This is a genomic window from Bacillus sp. AFS017336 (genome assembly GCF_002555445.1).
In the GTDB taxonomy this organism is placed as follows: domain Bacteria; phylum Bacillota; class Bacilli; order Bacillales; family Bacillaceae_G; genus Gottfriedia.
Genome location: NZ_NUCO01000023.1, coordinates 30743 through 52826, shown reverse-complemented (window position 1 = coordinate 52826; position 22084 = coordinate 30743). Strand labels below are relative to the sequence as shown.

At 35.4% G+C, this 22084-nt stretch carries 23 protein-coding genes and 2 tRNA genes; all 25 read right to left on the bottom strand.

Annotated features, from left to right (window positions below; genetic code table 11):
• Positions 1-303: 303 nt before the first annotated feature.
• A complete protein-coding gene (lysS, locus tag CN601_RS14325; RefSeq protein WP_098171402.1) occupies positions 304-1785 on the bottom strand; it encodes a lysine--tRNA ligase in 1482 nt (493 codons plus the stop codon).
• A gap of 129 nt (positions 1786-1914) precedes the next feature.
• A complete protein-coding gene (dusB, locus tag CN601_RS14320) occupies positions 1915-2913 on the bottom strand; it encodes a tRNA dihydrouridine synthase DusB (RefSeq protein ID WP_098171401.1) in 999 nt (332 codons plus the stop codon).
• Positions 2914-2946: 33 nt separating this feature from the next.
• Positions 2947-3147: a helix-turn-helix domain-containing protein gene (locus CN601_RS14315; protein ID WP_098117925.1), complete on the bottom strand. Its 201-nt coding sequence runs from the start codon at positions 3145-3147 to the stop codon at positions 2947-2949.
• Complete coding sequence (folK, locus tag CN601_RS14310) at positions 3099-3596, bottom strand: 2-amino-4-hydroxy-6-hydroxymethyldihydropteridine diphosphokinase (RefSeq protein ID WP_098171400.1); 498 nt, start codon at positions 3594-3596, stop codon at positions 3099-3101. Before folK ends, CN601_RS14315 begins: the two co-directional genes overlap by 49 nt.
• Positions 3593-3955 (bottom strand): dihydroneopterin aldolase, encoded by a 363-nt coding sequence (gene folB / locus CN601_RS14305; RefSeq protein ID WP_098117923.1) that lies wholly within the window; start codon positions 3953-3955, stop codon positions 3593-3595. Before folB ends, folK begins: the two co-directional genes overlap by 4 nt.
• Positions 3948-4721, bottom strand: coding sequence for a dihydropteroate synthase (gene folP / locus CN601_RS14300; protein ID WP_098117932.1), 774 nt, complete (start codon positions 4719-4721; stop codon positions 3948-3950). The genes folB and folP overlap by 8 nt, the downstream gene beginning before the upstream one ends.
• 65 nt (positions 4722-4786) lie before the next feature.
• Positions 4787-5659, bottom strand: a complete 873-nt coding sequence (gene pabC / locus CN601_RS14295; RefSeq protein ID WP_098171399.1) for an aminodeoxychorismate lyase — start codon at positions 5657-5659, stop codon at positions 4787-4789.
• Entirely contained in the window at positions 5656-6243 is a 588-nt protein-coding gene (gene pabA, locus CN601_RS14290) for an aminodeoxychorismate/anthranilate synthase component II (RefSeq protein ID WP_098117921.1), read from the bottom strand. Before pabA ends, pabC begins: the two co-directional genes overlap by 4 nt.
• Positions 6240-7658 (bottom strand): anthranilate synthase component I family protein, encoded by a 1419-nt coding sequence (locus tag CN601_RS14285; RefSeq protein ID WP_257131714.1) that lies wholly within the window; start codon positions 7656-7658, stop codon positions 6240-6242. Before CN601_RS14285 ends, pabA begins: the two co-directional genes overlap by 4 nt.
• Before the next feature lie 134 nt (positions 7659-7792).
• Complete coding sequence (gene cysK / locus CN601_RS14280; protein ID WP_098117920.1) at positions 7793-8713, bottom strand: cysteine synthase A; 921 nt, start codon at positions 8711-8713, stop codon at positions 7793-7795.
• Between the two features lie 153 nt (positions 8714-8866).
• Positions 8867-9742, bottom strand: coding sequence for an Hsp33 family molecular chaperone HslO (gene hslO / locus CN601_RS14275; RefSeq protein WP_098171398.1), 876 nt, complete (start codon positions 9740-9742; stop codon positions 8867-8869).
• Between the two features lie 13 nt (positions 9743-9755).
• Positions 9756-10520 carry a type III pantothenate kinase gene (locus tag CN601_RS14270; protein WP_098117918.1) on the bottom strand — a complete coding sequence of 255 codons (765 nt, stop codon included), beginning with the start codon at positions 10518-10520 and terminating at the stop codon, positions 9756-9758.
• A 231-nt stretch (positions 10521-10751) separates the two neighbouring features.
• The gene (gene ftsH, locus CN601_RS14265) at positions 10752-12668 is read right to left on the bottom strand and encodes an ATP-dependent zinc metalloprotease FtsH (protein ID WP_098171397.1); all 1917 of its coding nucleotides are present in this window, start codon (positions 12666-12668) and stop codon (positions 10752-10754) included.
• 81 nt (positions 12669-12749) lie between these two features.
• Complete coding sequence (gene hpt / locus CN601_RS14260; protein WP_098117916.1) at positions 12750-13289, bottom strand: hypoxanthine phosphoribosyltransferase; 540 nt, start codon at positions 13287-13289, stop codon at positions 12750-12752.
• Positions 13290-13298: 9 nt separating this feature from the next.
• Positions 13299-14687 (bottom strand): tRNA lysidine(34) synthetase TilS, encoded by a 1389-nt coding sequence (gene tilS / locus CN601_RS14255; RefSeq protein WP_098171396.1) that lies wholly within the window; start codon positions 14685-14687, stop codon positions 13299-13301.
• A gap of 72 nt (positions 14688-14759) precedes the next feature.
• Positions 14760-15884 (bottom strand): protein kinase domain-containing protein, encoded by a 1125-nt coding sequence (locus CN601_RS14250; RefSeq protein ID WP_098171404.1) that lies wholly within the window; start codon positions 15882-15884, stop codon positions 14760-14762.
• On the bottom strand, positions 15853-16587 hold the full coding sequence (locus tag CN601_RS14245) for a VWA domain-containing protein (protein WP_098117914.1): 735 nt from the start codon (positions 16585-16587) through the stop codon (positions 15853-15855). The genes CN601_RS14250 and CN601_RS14245 overlap by 32 nt, the downstream gene beginning before the upstream one ends.
• 80 nt (positions 16588-16667) lie before the next feature.
• Positions 16668-19142, bottom strand: a complete 2475-nt coding sequence (gene spoIIE, locus CN601_RS14240; RefSeq protein ID WP_098117913.1) for a stage II sporulation protein E — start codon at positions 19140-19142, stop codon at positions 16668-16670.
• 416 nt (positions 19143-19558) lie between these two features.
• Positions 19559-19630 (bottom strand) — tRNA-Glu (locus CN601_RS14235).
• Positions 19631-19641: 11 nt separating this feature from the next.
• Positions 19642-19718 (bottom strand) — tRNA-Met (locus CN601_RS14230).
• Positions 19719-19872: 154 nt separating this feature from the next.
• On the bottom strand, positions 19873-20343 hold the full coding sequence (locus CN601_RS14225; protein ID WP_098117912.1) for a S1 domain-containing RNA-binding protein: 471 nt from the start codon (positions 20341-20343) through the stop codon (positions 19873-19875).
• A gap of 84 nt (positions 20344-20427) precedes the next feature.
• The gene (locus CN601_RS14220) at positions 20428-20805 is read right to left on the bottom strand and encodes an FtsB family cell division protein (RefSeq protein ID WP_098117911.1); all 378 of its coding nucleotides are present in this window, start codon (positions 20803-20805) and stop codon (positions 20428-20430) included.
• Positions 20806-21417 (bottom strand): spore cortex biosynthesis protein YabQ, encoded by a 612-nt coding sequence (yabQ, locus tag CN601_RS28010; RefSeq protein ID WP_098117910.1) that lies wholly within the window; start codon positions 21415-21417, stop codon positions 20806-20808.
• Positions 21414-21719 carry a sporulation protein YabP gene (yabP, locus tag CN601_RS14210; protein WP_098171395.1) on the bottom strand — a complete coding sequence of 102 codons (306 nt, stop codon included), beginning with the start codon at positions 21717-21719 and terminating at the stop codon, positions 21414-21416. The genes yabQ and yabP overlap by 4 nt, the downstream gene beginning before the upstream one ends.
• 90 nt (positions 21720-21809) lie before the next feature.
• Positions 21810-22079: an RNA-binding S4 domain-containing protein gene (locus CN601_RS14205; protein ID WP_098171394.1), complete on the bottom strand. Its 270-nt coding sequence runs from the start codon at positions 22077-22079 to the stop codon at positions 21810-21812.
• Positions 22080-22084 lie beyond the last annotated feature (5 nt).

Here is a 22084-nt window from a genome sequence, read left to right as displayed (position 1 = left end):
GTTTAGTTTTCAAAGTTCACCTTGTCGCTCTGAGGCGACTTAAACATCTTAACATTTTCTTTCGAATGTTGTCAATGTTTTTTTAAAAGTTTTTTTCGTTGTTGTTTCGTATTAACGTGACAACGTTTAATAATATACCACCTATAAAAACAAAATACAATAGGTAAATTTAAATTCTTTTTATTCTGATATTTATAATCAGATTCCAATAAATAAATGATGTCCTTATTCTTCTAAAAAGATACATCAAAACATAAAAAAAGCTGGCTTAAAAGTACTCTTTTAGCCAGCTTTTCAACTTATTTATTTATGTCTCATTAACGGGAATAATAGAACGTCACGAATTGAAGGAGAGTTAGTTAATAACATAACTAATCTGTCTATACCAATTCCTAGACCACCAGTTGGTGGCATACCATGCTCTAATGCTTCGATGTAATCATCATCCATCATATGAGCTTCGTCATTACCAAGTTCACGTTCTTTAAGCTGTGCTTCAAAACGTTCTTTTTGATCAATTGGATCGTTTAACTCTGTAAATGCATTAGCATGTTCACGTGCTACGATAAATAATTCAAAACGATCAGTAAAACGCGGATCGTCTGCATTCTTTTTCGCTAGCGGTGAAATTTCAACTGGGTGGCCGTAAATGAAAGTTGGTTGAATTAACGTTTCTTCTACTTTTTGCTCAAAGAATTCGTTAATAATATGACCTACAGACATATTCGCATTAATTTCTACATTATGTTCTTTAGCATATGCTCTTGCTTGTTCAACTGACATTTCAGGCCAGAAATCTACTCCACAAGCTTCTTTAATAGCATCTACCATATGAAGTCTAGTCCATTTTGGCTCTAAGTTTACAGTGTACTCGCCATATGGAATAGTAGTAGTACCTAAAACTTCTTTAGCTATATGTGCAATTAGATTTTCAGTTAGCTCCATAATATCAGCATAGTCAGCATAAGCTTCATATAGCTCAATCATCGTAAATTCAGGGTTATGACGAGTAGAAATACCTTCATTACGGAATACACGACCGATTTCATAAACCTTTTCTAATCCACCAACGATTAATCGTTTTAAGTGTAGCTCAATAGCAATACGCATATATAATTCCATATCAAGCGCGTTATGATGTGTGATAAACGGTCTTGCAGAAGCTCCACCTGCAATTGCATGTAGCATAGGTGTTTCTACTTCTAAATAACCTTGGTCATCTAAATAGCGTCTCATAGATTGGATAATCTTGCTACGTGCAATAAAAGTCTGACGGCTATCCATATTCATTAAGTCTAAGTATCTTTGGCGGTAGCGTTGTTCAACGTCTTGTAGACCATGGAATTTATCAGGAAGTGGTAATAACGCTTTCGATAGGAAAGTATATTCTTTAACTTTAATAGATAATTCTCCTACATTTGTTTTAAATACCACACCAGAAACCCCAACAATATCACCTAAGTCAGTAATATCAAAGATTTCATATTGCTCTTCGCCTACAGCATCTTTACGTACATAGATTTGAACTTGTCCATTTAAATCTTGAACATGTGCAAATCCAGCTTTACCTTTTCCACGTTTAGTCATTACTCGACCTGCAAAAGATACAACAATTGCTTTTTCTTCTAATTCTTCTTTAGAAAATTGATCAAATTGTGCTAATAAATCATTTGATGAATGTGTGCGCACAAATTTTTTACCGAATGGATCGATACCTTTTCCTTCAAGTGTTTTTAATTTCTCCCTACGTATTAGGGCCTGATCATTTAATTCTTCGTGACTCATTTTCTCAACTCCACGCTATTTTAAGTATTTAAATACAATATGAATTTAATAGAAAAACTGCCAGTAATTCGATCTGGCAGTTTTGTTTACTATAACTTATTATATTTTGTCAAGCGAAACCTGTCAAACTTACAAAGCTTGGGCAGCTTCCATTTTTGTTTCAACTTCATTTACGTACGCCATTAATAGTTCAACCATTTGAGCACGAGTGCTAGCCTCGTTAATTTGGTTGCGTACTAATGCAGTACCTTTCAAGCCTTTTAAATACCAAGCTGCATGTTTTCTCATTTCCAATACAGCTACATGTTCATTTTTCAAATCAATTAATCGGTCTAAATGCAATAGACATACATCAATTTTTTCACGCGCGGCTGGTTCTGGCATTAATATACCAGATTCCAAATACTTAACTGTACGGTAAATCATCCATGGGTTTCCTAATGCAGCGCGACCGATCATTACACCATCGCAGCCAGTTTCATCTAACATACGTTTAGCATCCTGAGGAGTCTCTACATCACCATTACCGATTACAGGAATCGAAACCTGACTTTTAACCTCTTTAATCCAGCTCCAATCAGATTTTCCTTCGTACATTTGATAGCGTGTGCGACCATGAATGGCTACAGCTTTACCGCCCGCTGCTTCTACTGCTTTTGCATTGTCTACAACGTAAATGTGGTCGTCGTCCCAACCAAGACGCATTTTAACCGTAACTGGCTTACTTACATTCTGTGCTACAGCATAGACCATCTCATGAATCTTATTTGGGTCTAATAGCCATTTAGCTCCAGCGTCTACTTTTGTAATCTTTGGGACGGGACACCCCATGTTAATATCTATAATATCTGCATTCGTGTTTTCATCAACATACTTAGCAGCTTCAACTAGCGAAGACTTTTCGCCACCAAAAATTTGTAAGCTTAATGGCTTTTCTCGTTCATCCATATAAAGCATCTCTAACGTTCTCTTGTTATTGTTAAGAATTGCTTTATCACTTACCATTTCTGCGCATACTAAACCTGCACCAAACTCTTTTACAGTTAGACGGAAGGCTGAATTACAAACTCCGGCCATCGGCGCTAATACGACGGGATTTTTCATCTCGATGTCACCAATTTTAAGCACATCCCATCCTCCTTCTTACAATACTTTAACCATCTATATTGATAATTCCTCAACACTTACTTTTAACTGTTTTGCGCAATCATGCAAAAACTGTTCAGTTGGCATACGATTTCCTCGCTCTACTTCACCTAGTACCGAAACAGAAACGCCAAGATCTTTCGCAAAGCCTTCTTGGGTGTAACCTTTTAATTTTCTAAAAGCCCTAATCCGTCTCCCCCACTTTTCAGCTTCCATAATCGAACTCCTTTATCCTCTAAAAATTTAGTTTCAATCTCCAATGATTGGTTTATTTCGTTTAAAGGGATTAATACAAAGCTTCTTTCAAACATTCTAGGGTGCGGTATTCTTAGGTTCTCAACTTCTATATTCTCGTGATTAAAGAGTAAAATGTCAAGGTCTATAGTCCTAGGACCCCAACGCAATTCCCTTTTTCTACCAAGACTATTTTCGATTCCTTGAGTAACATCAAGTAATTGTAGTGGAGTCAAATTGGTAGAAATTTTAATGACTAGATTCAAAAACGGATCTTGGTCTACGTAACCAACCGGGTCCGTTTCGTATATAGAAGATATTTGTTCTACTTGAATATCGGAATGCTCCACTAATTCCTTAATGGCCTTTGTAAGAAATCCTTCTCGATCGCCTATATTCGTTCCTAAACTTAAATACGACTCATTTTTCATATGCGACCTCTTGTTATCTCAACTGCTACGAAATCATAATGTCCTGGTATTGGCGGGTCTGGTTTTATCACTTTTACAGTACATTGTTGGATTAATTCGTATGTATTTAATATTTGTTTAGCAATTTCTTCAGCTACAGATTCAACCAAATCATAAGACTTACCTTGAACAACTTCCTCACATGTTTTAAATAAGTCTGCGTAACTTACTGAATACGCCAAATCATCTGTTTCTCCTGCTTTTTTTGTATCTAATTCGACAATTAAATCAACATTAAATCGTTGGCCCAATGTTTTCTCTTCTTTAAAGACACCATGGTATCCATAAAATTTCATACCAGTTACATAAATTTTATCCATTATTTACTCCAATCTTTAACATTGCATCCATCATTTTAGTCATACGAGAAATTGCTAGTACATCATGTACTCGTACAATTTCACATCCTTTCGTAATGCCTAAACAAACTGTTGCACCGGTTCCTTCCATCCGCTCATGCACATCCGTACCAAGAACTTCTCCAATAAATCTTTTTCGTGACGTACCAAGTAACACTGGATAATCCAATGCTTTGATTTGTTCCATCTGATTTAAAACTTCTAAATTTTGCTCAGCAGATTTCGCGAAACCGACACCAGGATCCAATATAATCATTTCATCCTTTACACCTGCGCGCTTTGCAATTTGAATACTTTCAACTAGATCACAGACAACATCACTCATCAAACTATAATAATTTTCGTCAGTTCGATTATGCATTAAGCAAATTGGAACATTGTATGCTGCCGCAACTTCTGCGATTTTAGGGTCTTTCTTCGCACCCCAAACATCATTAATGATTGTAGCTCCTGCTTCAACAGCTTGTTTAGCTACTTCAGATTTATATGTATCTATTGAAATCGGAACATTAATTTCCGTCGACAAAGCTTTAATAATAGGAACTACCCTTTTTAATTCCTCTTCCTCATCAACTATGGCAGCTCCAGGTCTTGTTGATTCTCCGCCAACATCAATAATTTTTGCTCCATCTGCAATTAATTTCTTTGCACGCTTTATCGCTAATTCAATTTCATTATATCGACCACCATCAGAAAAAGAGTCTGGTGTCATATTTAAAATACCCATCACAATCGTCTCATTCTGAATTGGTAATGAATAGTCTCCACAAATCAACGGTTTTGTTGCTCTTCTCAAGTTAGTTCACTTCTTTCCATTTCATTCATACATAATAAAGAATTACGATAAGCTTGATAATCTTTCTGCAAATCTCTAATGATACTACTTTCACTAACATTATAGTAACGCTCGCCAATTACTGTAACAGGAATAATTTCTTGAATCGAGTTTGAGATGAATATTTCATCCGCTTTGTTCAACTCTTGCTCTGTAAAATAGCCTTCCTCAACTGAAACACCTTTTAATTTTGCCCAATGGATTACAAATTGCCTCGTTATACCATTCAATATTCCTGTATCAACATGTGGCGTGTATAGTTTATTTTGTTTAATAAAGAACAAATTTGAGACAATTCCTTCTGAAAGATAACCATCTTTATTTAAGAAAATTCCTTCTATGCTTGGTGAATTGCCGATTTCTTTTTTCCCAATAATATTATTTAAATAATGATGCGACTTTAAACGTTCTCTGCCCTCGGGAGAGTTTCGAGGGGTATTTAAAATTACCCCTTCCTTCTCCACAATCTTACTTTCATGCATAGGTTTAATAAAAATAATCGTATTTGGTTTTGTATAATTCCCCGTATATAGACCGATTTCTCCTGCCCCCGCTGAAACATTCAAACGGATATAAGCATCTTTTAAATCATTTAGCTCCATTAACTTACTTAAAACTGATTGTATTTCCTCGTCCGATTGATTCCATTCAATGCTTAAATTCGTTAGCGACTTTCTTAAGCGTTTTAAATGATCAAACAACAAGAATGGATGTCCGTTATAGATTCTAAATGTTTCAAATACACCTAAGCCATATAAAAAACCATGATCATATGGAGAAATCTTCACTTCATTGTCATTTAAGAATTCTCCATTGTAATAAATTTTCATATTGTACTCCTAGATGGTTTGTATGCATTTAGGAAGTTTCTAAGCATTTCTTTACCGAACTGCGACATAATTGATTCCGGATGAAACTGTACGCCTTCTATTGGTAATGACTTATGTTTTAAAGCCATAATCTCTCCTTCATTTGTCCATGCAGTTACTTCAAGTTCTTTAGGGAATGTCTCTTTCTTAACAATTAAAGAGTGGTATCTCGTCACATCAATCGGTGATGGTAAGTCACTAAATAACCCTAGACCTTCATGCGTAATCGCCGATGTTTTTCCGTGCATTAAGCGTTCAGCGCGTACTACATCTCCTCCAAATACTTGAGCGATTGATTGGTGACCTAAACAAACACCTAAAATCGGTATTTTCCCAGCAAAGTGTTCAATTGCTTTTAAACTGATTCCAGCTTCATTCGGTGTACAAGGACCAGGTGAAATCATTAAGTAAGAAGGATTTAACTCTTCAATTTCATCCAATGTAATTTCATCATTTCGCTTTACAAGTAACTCTTCTCCTAATTCACCTAGATATTGAACAAGATTATAGGTAAATGAATCATAGTTATCAATCATTAATATCATTTTACATTACCACCCAACTTAGCTTTTTCTTCACTTACTTTCTTAGCTGTCCATAAAGCTTGAGCTTTTTTTAGGCTTTCTAAATACTCGTGTTTCGGATTAGAATCGATTACGATACCAGCGCCTGCTTGTACATACGCTTGCTCGTCTTTTGTAATCATCGTTCGAATCGTAATATTTAGTTCCATATCACCAGTAAAGCCAATCCATCCAACTGACCCTGTATAAATACCGCGTTTAGTTGGTTCTAGTTCCTCGATGATTTCCATTGTGCGTATTTTAGGTGCCCCAGTAATTGTTCCGCCAGGGAATACCGCTTTTAATAAATCAAATGAATCTTTGTCCTTTTGCAATTTCCCTCTTACATTTGAAACAAGATGCATTACGTGTGAATATTTTTCAATAACTAATAATTCGTCTACTTCAACTGTTCCATATTCACATACTCTACCTAAGTCATTACGCTCTAAATCAACTAGCATAATATGCTCAGCTTGTTCTTTTTCATTTGAACGTAATTCTTCCATTAACTGTTGCTCTTCTTCAATTGTATTACCACGTGATCTAGTACCCGCAATCGGCCTTGTCCAAACTTCTTGATCACGCTTTGCGACTAATAACTCAGGAGAGCAACTTACGATTTGAAATTCTTCGAAGTCTAAATACGACATATATGGTGATGGGTTAATCTCTCTAAGCTGTTCATAAATATAAAGAGGATCTGTAACTAATGTCTCAGACTGCAGTACTGATAAATTCACTTGGAATACATCTCCTGCACTGATATATTCTTTTACATTTCCAACTGCATCTGTAAATTTTTGTTCGGACATGTAAATTGTTTTTTCCACTTCCGTTTTCGAAGTTTGTTTAGTTATATCTATATTTTCCACTTCATGTATGAAGAATTCTTCAAGTGACTCTAAACGTCCCTGTGCTTTTTGTGCATTTTCCGATTCATCTAATACGATAAAATATAGTTCATTTTTTTGATGGTCAAAAATAATTACTTCATGAAAAATTAAAAGATAAACATCTGGTATGTTATATACATCTTCGGTTAACGATGGTAGTTCCTCAATATAGTGATTACAATCATATGTGAAATAACCAATTGCCCCGCCTTGAAATGGTGGTAGGTCATCTCTTTTTTCCACTGTGTAATTAGATAAATACTTTTTAGCTAAGTCGATTGGATTTCCTGTATATTCGACTTTCCCTTTTTCTTCTTCTATCATTAATTTATTATTCTTACCGTATAACTTCGCAATAGGATTTGATGCCATGATTGAATATTGCCCGTCTCGACCGCTTTCAAGTAGTACGGCATTCTTTTTCTCTTTTGCCGTTTCTACAAAGTGTTTAAAGAAAGGTGTTGTATAATTGATTACTTTTGAAAAGATTTCATAATTCACGTAAATATCCCCCTCTGATAGCGCTTCTTTTTTCATTTTACACAAAAAGTAAGAACTATACATCAAAGCATTTTATGGAAAAATAAAAAATCCCTTGCACAAAGCAAAGGGATTTTAAAAAATGATCGTATTATTTATTCAAATTGAAATAAAGCTGTACTTAAATAACGTTCCCCATTACTCGGAATAATCGCAAGTACCTTTTTACCTTTTCCAAGTTTTTTAGCAGCTTGCAGCGCAGCACTAATTGCAGCACCTGATGATATTCCTACAAGTAACCCTTCTGCTTTTGCTACATTTCTAGCTGTCTCCATTGCATCATCATTATTAATTTGAATAATTTCATCATAAATTTCAGTATCAAGAGTTTCAGGAATAAATCCTGCTCCGATACCTTGAATTTTATGAGGACCTGGTTTACCTCCAGATAGTACAGGAGAATCTACAGGCTCAACAGCAATAATTTTAATGCCAGGATAAGCTTCTTTTAAAACAGATCCTGCACCAGAGATCGTTCCTCCAGTACCAACACCTGAAATAAACGCATCAAGCTGATCGCCCATTTGTTCAACGATTTCTGGACCAGTTGTTAAACGGTGAACTTCTGGGTTTGCAGCATTATTAAATTGTTGTGGAACGAAGTAGCCATTTTCTTTTGCTAGTTCGTCTGCTTTACGAATCGCTCCACCCATTCCTTCAGGTCCGGGGGTTAACACTAGTTCGGCACCGTAAGCACGTAAAAGATTTCTTCTTTCAATACTCATTGTTTCAGGCATTACTAGTATTGATTTATATCCTTTTGCAGCTGCTACCATCGCTAAACCAATTCCAGTGTTTCCACTAGTTGGTTCGATAATTGTATCGCCAGGTTTAATTAAACCCTTTTTCTCAGAATCCTCAATCATAGCAAGAGCAATACGATCTTTAACACTACTACCAGGATTCATAAACTCTAATTTTAAGTAAACATCCGCGCTGTTTTCATCTACTAATCTGTTAAGTTTAACGATTGGAGTTCTACCGATTAATTCGTATACTGAATTTGCAACTTTCATTTCATCCACTCCTAATTCCTAGTATATTGACCTGTTTAATATACATTATGTTAAAAACAAAAGAATCTGTCAATTACTTTCTTCTATACATAACTTGTATGAATATCATCATTAATTATGAAAAGAAAGTTCGACAAATTCTTCGTTCTTCACCTACAATTGGTTAATTAATCCTTGTAGTTGCTCGCCAGTGAAGTGATAAGGCTCATTACAAAAATGACACTTAACTTCTGCCTCTCCGTCCTCTTCTAGCATTAATTGTAATTCATGTTTTCCTACACTTAAAAGAGCACCTTCAATTCTTTCTCTTGAACATTGGCATTGGAATTTAACATCCATTGTCTCCAATACTTTAACTTCTTCCTTCCCTAATACTTCATATAGTATTTCTTCCGGAGAAAGCCCCTCTTCAATTAGTGTAGACACTGGCTTAATTGATTTTAATCGGTTTTCTATCTTTGTGATACATTCATCACTAGCACCTGGTAGGATTTGAATAATAAACCCACCACTTGCTAAAATTGAATGATCTGGATTTACTAATACACCTACACCTACAGATGAAGGAGTTTGTTCAGATACAGCAAAATAATAAGTAAAGTCTTCACCAAGTTCACCTGACACAATCGGCACTGCCCCTGTAAATGGCTCTCTCATACCAATATCTTTAGCAACAGAGATTGTACCTACAGTACCAACAGCTTTAGCAACGTCAATTTTTCCGTGTTTGTTACGTTCGGATTGAACATGAGGATTCAATACGAATCCACGTACTTCACCTTTTGCATTACTGTCAGCAAGAATATAGCCAAGGGGGCCATTCCCCTCAACCTTTAATGTTAATTTTTCCTCACCCTTTAACATTGCACCCATCATCGCGGCAGCCGTTAGGGTACGACCTAGTGCAGCTGAAGCATCTTTCCACGTATCATGACGCTCCTGAGCTTCTCTTACGATATTAGTTGATCTCACACTATATGCACGGACTTCACCGTTAAAAGCTAATGCTTTTACTAAATAATCCTTCATGATATACCCCTTTTTAAGAATTTCGTTTATATATTAAATGCAGACCTTTTAACGTTAGATACGGGTCCATTATATCAATAATATCTGATTCCTTAGATATTAATGATGCTAGGCCACCTGTCGCTATAACAGTAGGTTCTACTTTCGCTTGAGCTTTCATTCGTTTTACTATACCTTCAACTTGTCCTACGTAACCATAAAGAATTCCTACTTGCATTGCCTCTACAGTTGTACGTCCTACAATATTAGACGGTCTCGAAAGTTCAATACGAGGTAATTTTGAAGCCTTTGTATAAAGTGCCTCTGTTGAAATATTAATCCCTGGTGCTATGGCACCGCCGATATAATTTTTATTTTCATCTATATAACAATATGTAGTAGCCGTTCCAAAGTCTACAATGATAAGCGGACTTCCGTATTGTGCTATACCAGCAACCGCATTAACAATTCGGTCAGCTCCTACTTCTTTCGGATTATCATACTTTATGTTTAAACCTGTTTTTATACCAGGACCTACGATTAGTGGTTTTTGTTTGAAATACTTCGTAGCCATTCTCTCCAATGAAAACATAATTGGTGGAACAACTGATGAAATAATGACTGCATGAAACTCATCGAATTCGATCCCTGCATATTCAAGTAAGGAACCAATCATCATACCATACTCATCTTCTGTTTTATATCGGTTCGTTTCAATTCTCCAGTGATGTATTAACTCATCTTCTTGGTAAACACCTAAAACGGTATTTGTATTACCTACATCGATTACAAATAACATAATCCATCGTCTCTCCATTTCGAAAATTAAACTTTTTATATTTTTAGTTTCAAGTACATTTTTTATCACTATAAAAATAATGATAACACAAGTTGTTCGTAGTTTAAAAATAGATGACTCCTATTTCAGAGCTGGATTAATGAAAGCCTGAAATAAAATCGAAAGAGCTTTTATAACGCTATTAATACCGATAAACAAAAGAAAGAGTGTCTTGGAAGACACTCTTTACTATTATTCAGTGATTTTCGGTTCAGTTGGTTGATCATCTTTTTTAGAGATGTTGACCTTAATCTCATCATTTGAAGTTGGAGATGGAGGAAGTGTACCTTGGTTCCAAAGACTATTAATTCCTTTTGCATCTAATGTTTCAACTTCTAATAATGTGTTTGCAAGCAGATCCAGTTTATCGCGGTTTTCCTTGATAATATCCGTCGCTTTTGCATAACACTCTTTAATAATTGTTTGGATTTCCACATCGATTTCATAAGCAATCTTATCACTGTAATTTTGCTCATTGTTAAAGTCTCTACCAAGGAATACATTTCCACCTTGAGATTGACCAAATTGAAGTGGACCTAATTTATCACTCATACCAAACTCTGTAACCATTCGGCGAGCAATACCTGTCGCGCGTTGGAAGTCGTTATGAGCTCCAGTGCTTACTTCACCAAATACTACTTCTTCAGCTACACGTCCACCAAGTAGACCTGCAATTTTATCAAGTAATTCTGGTTTCGTCATAAAGTATCGATCTTCTTTTGGAAGCATAACAGCATATCCGCCAGCTTGACCACGAGGTACGATTGTAACTTTGTGCACCACTTCAGCATCGTCTAATACTTGGCCTATAACCACGTGTCCAGCTTCATGGAATGCAACAATTTTACGCTCTTTTTCAGATATAACTTTATTTTTCTTAGCAGGACCAGCAATTACACGATCCGTTGCTTCATCAATATCAAGCATATCGATTTTCTTTTTATCACGACGAGCAGCTACTAATGCCGCTTCGTTTAATAAATTCTCTAAGTCTGCACCAGAGAATCCAGGTGTTCTTTGAGCAATAGCCTTCAAGTCTACCTCTGGAGACAATGGTTTATTTCTTGAATGAACTTTTAATACCGCTTCACGTCCGATTACATCAGGGCGATCAACAGTGATTTGTCGGTCAAAACGACCTGGACGTAATAACGCTGGGTCTAATACATCAGCACGGTTTGTTGCTGCGATGATAATAATACCTTCGTTAGCACCGAAACCATCCATTTCAACAAGTAATTGGTTTAATGTTTGTTCACGCTCATCGTGACCTCCACCTAAACCGGCACCACGTTGACGACCTACAGCATCGATTTCATCTATAAATATGATACATGGAGCGTTTTTCTTCGCATTTTCGAATAAATCACGAACACGAGAAGCACCAACCCCAACAAACATTTCAACGAAATCAGAACCACTGATTGAGAAGAATGGAACTCCAGCTTCCCCAGCAACAGCTCTTGCTAATAATGTTTTACCTGTTCCAGGAGGTCCTACTAAAAGTACCCCTTTAGGTATTCTTGCACCTAACTCAGCAAATTTACGAGGATCTTTTAAGAACTCTACAACTTCAACAAGTTCTTGTTTCTCTTCATCTGCACCTGCAACATCTTTAAATCGTACTTTCTTTTTCTCATCATTATAAAGACGAGCTTTGCTCTTCCCAAAGTTCATAACACGGCTTCCGCCACCTTGTGCTTGATTCATTAAGAAGAAGAATAGAATGAAAATAATTACAAATGGAATGAGTGAAGTGAAGATTTGCACCCATGCACTTGTCGTTTCAGCTGGATCCCAATTAGCCTTGATTTTATAGTCAGCAACCGCTTTGTTAACTATTTTTGTCGTTTCGTCACTAATTGGTACTTGAGTTTGGAAAGATTCGCCTTTTTTTACATCTGTAAAGTGACCTCTTACTATGTACACTCCATTTTTAGGTTGGATAGATGTTAAGCTGCTAACATCTCCACTTTGTAACTTAGTATAAAATGTATCGTAACTTACTTTCTTAACTTGAGATTCTGGCCCATTGAAATATGTAACAACACCGATCACAACTAAGAAGATTAATATGTAAAAGACTGTATTACGGAAAATTCGATTCAATTCCAAACCTCCTCTCTTTCGATTTAATTACTTTATATAGTAGCATAGTTATACTATGTAAACAAACGAATAAAACTTGACTTATTTCGTGTATACCTCAGGCTTTAAAACGCCAACATACGGCAGATTTCGATAACGTTCAATATAATCTAAACCATATCCTACTACGAAAGCATCAGGTACTTCGAAGCCAACTAAATCAGCCTCAATATTTGCTTTACGTCCACTTGGCTTATCTAATAAAGTTACGATTTTAACTGTATTAGCTTTTCGATGTTTAAATAGTTCAACTAAATAGTTTAAAGTAAGACCGCTATCAATAATATCTTCTAGAATGATGACATCTCTTCCTTCTACAGAAGTATTTAAATCTTTCACAATTTTAACTTCACCAGAAGAAACTGTGCTATGTCCATAACTAGAAACATCCATAAAATCAATTTCGATATATGTATCAATATGCTTGATCAGATCAGACATGAACGGAAGAGCTCCTTTTAAAACACCTACTACTAATGGAAAGCGTTCTTTGTACTCTTCTGTTAGTACTGCGCCTAATTCTATTACCTTTTGTTGAATTGCCTCTTCACTTACTAATACTTGTTGAATGTCTTGTTTCATCTTTTCCTCCTAGAAACTCTTAGAAACCACCTGTATTGCAATGAGTGACTCATCTGTCGAAAAATTTCTTTCATATACAGATTTTTTTACGAAAGGTACCCATAATATATTATTTTGACTATCCGTAATTATTGGCCATTCATCACGTAATGATTGTTTCATTTTTTCATCAATAAATATATCTTTTAACTTTTTTGACCCATTCATACCCTTTAATGACATTCGATCACCATTCTTTCGATTCCGAACAACGAGTGGAAAAGAAACATCCTTGGCAGAACAAATAAACGTGTCGTTTTTTGGTTCAAGACATTGATTGTTTAATTCAACTTTAATCGAAAAACCATTTGGTAGTTCATATACGCCTGGCTCATTAATAGAAATAGTATAATACTTCACATTCACTTGCTCGAATGTAAATGTGCATTCATTATATGAGCGTGTGACAAAAAGTCCTTCAGGTAAATGCTGTTCCCATGTGGATTTCTCATTTTGTAATAAAGTCAGAATTGAATTAAGATGCCCTTGTGTCAAGCCTTCAGGTATAGATAGGTAGACATATTCTAATATTAGTTGAATACATCTTCTTTGTAAAGATATAGGCACATTTAAAAACTGTTTAACATCAATCGTGACTGCTTGTATTTGTTTATGTTTTATAACTGTATTCATTGCATCTTCAGTTAATTCCATTAAATATAGTTCATCTTCTATCTGTTGTCTACTAAAGTGTTGGAATCGTTTATGTGCAGTTGGATTTTCTTCAAAAATAAAAGGTAATAGATGATGTCTAAATCGGTTTCTAGTGTATACGTCTTTCTCGTTACTTGGATCTTGTCTTGGAATTATATTTTTTTCGTGACAATATGTAATTAAGTCGTGCTTCCTCAGTTCTAAAAATGGACGAATAATTTCACCTGTACTAAACGGCCGTTTTTCTCTAATTCCCGCGTAGCCCATCGGTGAGCTACCTCTTACTAATCGCATTAAAATTGTTTCAACTTGGTCCTCTCCATGATGACCGAGCGCTAAATAGTCTGCTTGGTATTTCATCATTATCTCTTCAAAAAAACGATATCGACATTCCCTCGCTGCTAATTGGCTACTTAATCCCGTTTCTTCGATATACTGATTTACATTTATGCTCTTACCTTCAAAATGTACGTTATTCAAAATGCACCAATTCTTGACGTATTCCATATCATCTAGAGACTCTTGTCCTCTGAACATATGATCCACATGTGTAAGAATAATTGTAAAATCGTATTCATCTCTAACTGATAAAAAAGCATGAGCCAACGCCATCGAGTCTGGGCCCCCGGAAACACCAATGACAATTTTACCGCCACTAATAATATTATTTTTCTTTATAAATTCCTTTAATTGATTAGTTACCATTTACCCATACTCCTAAATGAAAGTATAATTCATATCTATATGTTAACATTCCCATTCATGGAGTACTATGATTTAAAGCTGATAATAAAAATATAAAACATATGCTAGTCCCATTAATAATAGAATTGTAGATGTTTCGAACCAATGACTTCTTTTTTTCTTTTTCTTCACGTACACATTGTTCGCCGATCTTGACTGAGTTGATTGGTTAGGCATTTGATTCTGATTTTTTGATTGCGTAGTTTGATTTGCTGCTTGGTTATGTTTTTTGGAGTGCCTTGATTGATTTGCTGCTTGGTTTTGCTGTTTTGACTGTCTCGTTTGATTGACCGAGTTGTTTTGTGCCGCTGTAGCTTGTTGCACTTTATTTTTCTTTTTTGTAGCATTTATCTTTTGTTCATACATCAGTAGCGCCTGTTTCATTGCGTTTGCACTGACATACTCGCCTTTTAACCCTCTCATCAGAAACTCTTTATATGGAGTAAGGGCCTGTGTTTGATCGATCACTTGTTCAATTTGCTTTATGCCTTGGCCGTTCTTTAGGAACTGTTTTTTACAATGCAGGTGAATAAAAATCATTGTCACAGCAAATAAGTCATAGGAGATTTCTGCTTTTCTAGTTCCTAACCCCCAGTAACCACGATCAAAGAACTCAGTAAACTCTTTAACCGCTCGTCCGATCTGGGTAACTCCTCCAAAGTCAATCCACTGGATTCTATTTGGTTCTTTCGTTACTAGAAGATTATCAGTTTTTAAATCCCCAAATATATACCCCTTATGGTGCAATTTATCTAATAGAGATAGCACTTGAATGATAAATATACTACTCCACTCAATTCCATTTCTCTCTATAAATTTTGGTAAACTAACTCCATTTACGTACTCCATTACATAAAAGTAGTAGCATTCTCTTGATACAGAATCTACATAATCGTCTACATCGATAAAAGAAGGCCCAAGGAAAGTATCCTGGACCTGTGTGATTTTTTTTAGTACATTCACTTCATTCGTAATATTAGTGGAATCCTTACTCAGCTTAATGGCAACATTGCCATTTTTCCCAGAAGCAAGATAAACTGTACCATTAGCGCCATTTCCAAGTAAACTTTTAATTTCGTATTGGTTTTTATTCCACTTTCCAGTAATGAGAGTCCCAGGTGCTAGACTAATCTGCCCATTCAATTGATTGTTCATCATCACCATTATTACCTCTATCATAATTTTGTTCGTTAAAATAATTCAATGCTTCGCGAATCGCAGGACCAGTTGGAGTCATACCACCCATTGTTAATTTAGGAAAGATCGTGTTGAGCTTTTCTAATTTAGGTGTCCAGTCTAACAACTTGTCAACATCGTCACGTTTCCCGGGAAATATAAATAACGAGTAGGCATTTTCGCCAGTTCTAGAGTTTAAGCTAATTTGCAGATCAAATAATGATTCTTTAACAGTCTCTAGCTTATCTTTCATACTAGCACTCGTATCTACTAAAATAATAACTTCTAAACCTACAGTTTCTCCAATATCCTCTACAACCTCATAAACTTCTTCTCGCTTTGAAGGAGGTAGTGATTCAATTGAATTACTTGAGCCTAAAATTTGCTTTAATTCCTTATTAACAAACCCTTGAATTGTTTGTGTCATTGCTTTTCTAGTAACCATTTGAACAGTTTGTGAGAGTTGTTTCGTATAAACAACCTGACTAATTCCTCCACCTGCTCTAGCAATTTCTTCAATTTCCTTCAATCCATCGCCATTTTGGACATTTTCATCTAAAATTCCGATTACATTGACAGTGATACCATATTCTTGCGCCAGGCTTGAAACAGCTAGTGGATCTTCACCATGATTTGAATAACCATCTGTAATTAATAAAATTTGCTTTAATTTTCCCTTATACATACTAAAATCCCCTCCGCATAAAAGTTGTTACCATTTTGTCCAAATACGGGAGGGGATAAACCTTTATTTAATTTATTTTACTAAGCCATCGCACTATATGATGCAATTGATGACCACTCAGGCATATTTCGCTTTACAACAGCAACTACGACTGTCATATCATCATTAATATCGCCTGTATTTGATCGAATTACCTCTTCAAGTAATAACTCTGCTACTGCTTGCGGATCATCTGTTTCAAGTTCACTAATTTTACGTTTCATCCACATTTCATAGTTTTCGACATGTCTAGGACCTTCAAAAATTCCATCACTCATCATAATCAATAAATCACCAGCTTTAAGTTGCTCACTTACAACTTCTACGTCAAATTCATCAATGATGCCAATTGGTAAATTACTGCCTTCTATTTTTATAACTTGCTTTCCTCGTTTAACAAAACTTGGCGAAGAGCCAATTTTCAAGAATTTCGCTGAGGCATCATGTAAATCTACCATTGCCAAATCTAGCGTAGCAAATACCTCTTCAGTAGTACGTAAGGAAAGGATCGAATTAATAGATTTAATTGCGACAGTTTCCTCTATGCCTGAATTTAATATCTTTTGAAGTAGTTTTAATGTCTCATTACTTTCAATATGAGCACGTTCACCATTACCCATTCCATCACTAATTGCGATGGCCTGTTTCCCTGCTCCTACATCCATTATTTTAAAAGCATCACCAGATATAAATCCTCCACCTTTAGCTGCTGTTGCTACTCCGGTCTCAATAACAAATGCCTTATCGGAACCAAATGTAACTAAGTAATTCCCTCCATTTGGAATTGTTGCCGATTCTTCTTTTAAAACGACAATTGTCTCCTTTAAAATATCAGATAGTATTGGCGCAATTAACTTTTGACACTCTCCATATTCATTTTCAAAAGGAATTAAAATATCAATATCAATGTTTCCTTGTTCTAGGTTATAGATTTCAACTTGGCTAACATCAATACCAAAGTTTAATAAAGCCTGTAGAATTTGATCCTCTTGCAATTGATGATTCTCTTTTTCTCGTTGAATCTCTTTTGCAAAATCAACCATTACTTTCGATACCCCACGCAATTGCTCTGCTACTAATCTTCTGCTCTCCTGAACTTGTTTTTTTAGTCTTTGGTTTGCACGGAAATAGAAAACCTCTTGCTTCATTAAATCCGCCATTTTAGAGGAACGCTGGCAATATTTTTCCCATTCTCTCATAAATTGACCGTTCTTAATAAGCTGATCCTTTTCTACTAAATGCATCATATTCTCCATGTATTGATATGTTCGGTCTCCATTATTAGACCAACAATGATCTTTTTTCATACAACTACTACAGCATTTATTGGAAATGCTACAAATAAATAGTTCTTCATCAGTCAATTCGTCCTCAATTTGTGCAAATTGACTAGGCTGTGAAAAGCTCGCAGACAATGCTTCAAACACATTTGAGAATTGTGTAATACGATTAGCAGTCAAATCTCTGATTTTACGTAAATATTGCTGCTGATCTGTAGAATGCTCCTCTGTTCCCGGGACTAGTTTAGCTAATTGCTTTAATAGGAAAGATGGCGTTAGTAAGAATAATACAATCGCAATGACAGATTCAATAATTGAAAAGATAATATCAGACTGCTTTTCTGCATAGAAACTTATTAAGCATGTCCCAATTAATAGTCCAGCCGCTGCACCTAATCTCTTACCTTCTTTTAATAAGCCTCCTAGCAATCCAGAGAATGCTAATAAGCTCATTTGGTATAAGCTTGAAACACTTGCTAGACTTAATATTAGGCCCGTTACAACTCCTACTGTACACCCTACCGTTCCTCCCGCTACGAAGGCAAATAGTAAAACAATATATCTAGTAACGATATGCTGAATTGATAAATCTTGAATATACCAGTCAGTTGTCCCCGTCACAACTGAAGCTAAAAGAATAACTAAACACACGATTTCTTCAACACCTAAAAGCTGTTTTCTCTTAGGAATCGCTAGTAAAGGTACACTTTGGAAAAAGATCATTGTTAGGATAAAACTTAATCCTGCTTCCACAGAAGCCATTAATACATCATACATTAGTACTTCTTGTTGGAAAGCATATGCGATTAATAAGTGACTAATAAATACTGATAAAAATACTTGAAAAGGTACTAGACCTATATAATGTCGTTTAACTCTAGCAAAGAATATGTTGAGGATAAAAAATAAGATAACAGTGGCAAAAGCATAACTAACCGTTTCAATCGACACCGTTAGTGAACCAACCATAAGAGCGACAAACGCTACTCCCGTCCGTTCTCTTTTCATCATATAAACAGAAGCAAAAAACGGTAAGACAAACGGAAGAATATGCGATAAGATCAACGCTCTCCCTAATAAAAATCCCGTTAAAAAGATTAGAAGACCCCAATCAAAAAATGCTTTTTCTAGTTTAGTCTTGATTGATTTAGAAGATTGCCGAAAAACTGATTGAAACCCGTTAGTAGGGACCAAGCTAGCCGAAGAATTTGAAGATCCTCTTTCCAGTTTCGTCATATTTCCACCTCATCCGATTTGGTTTATTGAACATATTTTAACTTGTCCATTTGAAGGAATATGTCAAAATGACAAAGGTAAAAAAAAGTTTTCTTCGACGGAAAAAGCTTTTACGTACAACTGTTTTACAAAATATGAGTAAAGCTAGCAGCATAATTTCTCTAATAGGGTAAAAGAAACGCAATTATTAAATTTTATGTCAATCGAAATGTGGGATAGAAAGGTTTAAGAGCGAAAGTGGCAGTTTTTAAGAACTAGTAAGGTCAGGATTAAAAATCAGGTTAAGGGCGGGAATAGATTTAAATAGTTTAGATCTGGAAAGCTTAATTGATTTGAGATTCTTTTTTAGAAGTTAAGTGGGAGTGAAAAGAAAAAAACGCCTAGCCTCTTTTAAAGAGACCAGGCGTTTTTGATGATGACCCGTACGGGACTCGAACCCGTGTTACCGCCGTGAAAGGGCGGTGTCTTAACCGCTTGACCAACGGGCCGTCAAAGGGAATGGTAGCGGCGGAGGGAGTCGAACCCCCGACCTCACGGGTATGAACCGTACGCTCTAGCCAGCTGAGCTACACCGCCATTATCTTTAAACGACAAGATTTATCTTACCATGGTACCAATCGACCGTCAACAGTTTTTTCATATTTTATTTTATAGTTTTTTTCATACAAAAAACGCACCCATTAAGAGTGCGTGTTCTATATAAGCATTTATGTCCAAGCAAGGTAGTAAATTAACCTCGACGAGCTCCACGGCCACCACGCTTAGATTCTGTGTTGCGTTTTAAAGAAGCTAGACGATCTTCACTGTCTTTTAAAAATTTACTCATTTTTTGATCAAATGTTTCTTTGACTGGACGTTGATCTGAACGGTTTTGACTTCTACCACGATTTCCACCATTGTTTCCTCCATATGAAGGTCTGCTAGTGCGAGGTCTTTGCTCACGTTCTCCCTCTTTAACCGGTGGACGTTCTTTTGCTTTTTTAATTGAAAGGCCGATTTTACCGTCTTTCTCAACATTGATTACTTTTACTTCGACTTCATCGCCAACTTTTAAATGTTCGTTAATATCTTTAACATAGTTGTCAGCTACTTCACTAATGTGAACAAGTCCAGTTACTCCTTCTGGTAGCTCTACAAAAGCACCAAAATTTGTAATACCTGTAACTTTCCCACTAACTTTGCTGCCTACCTCAATTGACATAAAAAAAATGCTCCTCCTTAAAATGTTTAACTGGATTTACTATATTATATAAAATTATAAAAACAAGTGTCAATGAAACGATAATTACTTAATATTTGGGAAAATTATTTCTCCTTTTTTAGAAAAAAATAAGTTTTTCCTAGCAAGCTCAATAATATATTGATCATCGTTCAATTGGTCAATCATACGTTTTGAATCTTCTACCGTATCTTTTGTCTTCTTTAAATCAGCCTTTGCTAGTTTTAATTGCTTTACTTTAGAAGAATAAACGTGCTGCTGCGCTACGTAGTGAGATTGTAATAAAAAGTATACTGGCACTGTTAAAAAACAAAATAATGACATACGTATTAAAAACTTTTTAAAACTTCTTCTCTTAGGTTTCATCCCCTGTTCTTCAACTAAAGTAATATTTTGTTTATCCTGAACTTGTCTACTTAGGTCCAACTGTCTCGCATGTTCCACCTATCTCTTCCTCCTATCTAAAAAATCTTTTACTTTTTTAATAGTAGTAAGGAAGATATTCTTGAATTTTCCGAAAACTCCTTTAAATTGTATTAAATAGTTTTTGACTCGTTTTGGCACAAAAAACCAACATACTCTGCCGAAAAACAAAAGAATAGATAAGACAACGTTGTAAAGTAATCGGATCAGTCGAATAAGGAGACCATAAATAAACAAAAGTATCACGATTATTAACTGAATAATACCCTTTATAGGTTTAAAAATAAATATTATGATTAATTTTACTATAATGCGGTAGATTCTAATAACTAGTTGAATAATAAATTCTAAAACTTTTTTATAAATAGTTCGCAGTAGACTTTGGTATGCTGCATAACCGCATAGTAGAGCTAACAGGAGATAAAACCTTAGTGCACCTTCGTTAACTAAGTATAAAACATAAAAAACTAGTAGAGCCTGAAATACCCAAAATAAAATATCGGTAGCGAACACGATCAGTCGATTACGAGTACCTCGATATAAAAAACGATGGTATGTATCTAGTGCCATACCAAGATAAGCACCCATACCGACCATCGCTATCATTGAGTAGAACTGAACGTTTAAGCTCATTTAAATAGCTTGCTAAAGATCCCTTTAGCTTTCCCTGAGTTGTACTCGTCAATATAACAAAGTTCATTAATTTTTCCCTTTATAGCTACATGACCTTTTTCTACATCGAGGTTTTTCATTTGTAAATTATGACCTTTAATATGCAAAAAGCCTAAAGCTGTTTCTAAAAGGAATTCTTCACTATCAAAGCTCTCTACCTGCTTAACTCCAGTGATTTCAAGATATCTTCTACTTTTTAAGGACAAATCCTGCTCGATTATTTGGCTTGTATTTTTCGCATTTAAGTCATACGGATTATTCATACTAGTCCCTCCATTTACATAAACTGTATCGCTTTACAACAAGTTCTTAATACAGTGTTATTTGTACAAGTATATGAAGGGACAACTTTTTTAGAACAAGCTATCTGACAGTTTTTCCTCGCTTATGATTGTATACATTGCATCTGCTTCTTCTTTTCGTACAGTTTCCTTAAGTAGATTGATCTTTGCCGTCACAATTTTCTGCCCGAAGCGAATTTTTAATTCATCATTTACTTTTACTTCTGTAGATGCTTTTGCTACCGTTCCATTTATTGTTATTCTTCCTTGATCAGCCACTTCATTAGCAAGTGTTCGACGCTTAATAATTCTCGATACTTTTAAAAATTTATCAAGTCTCATATTTT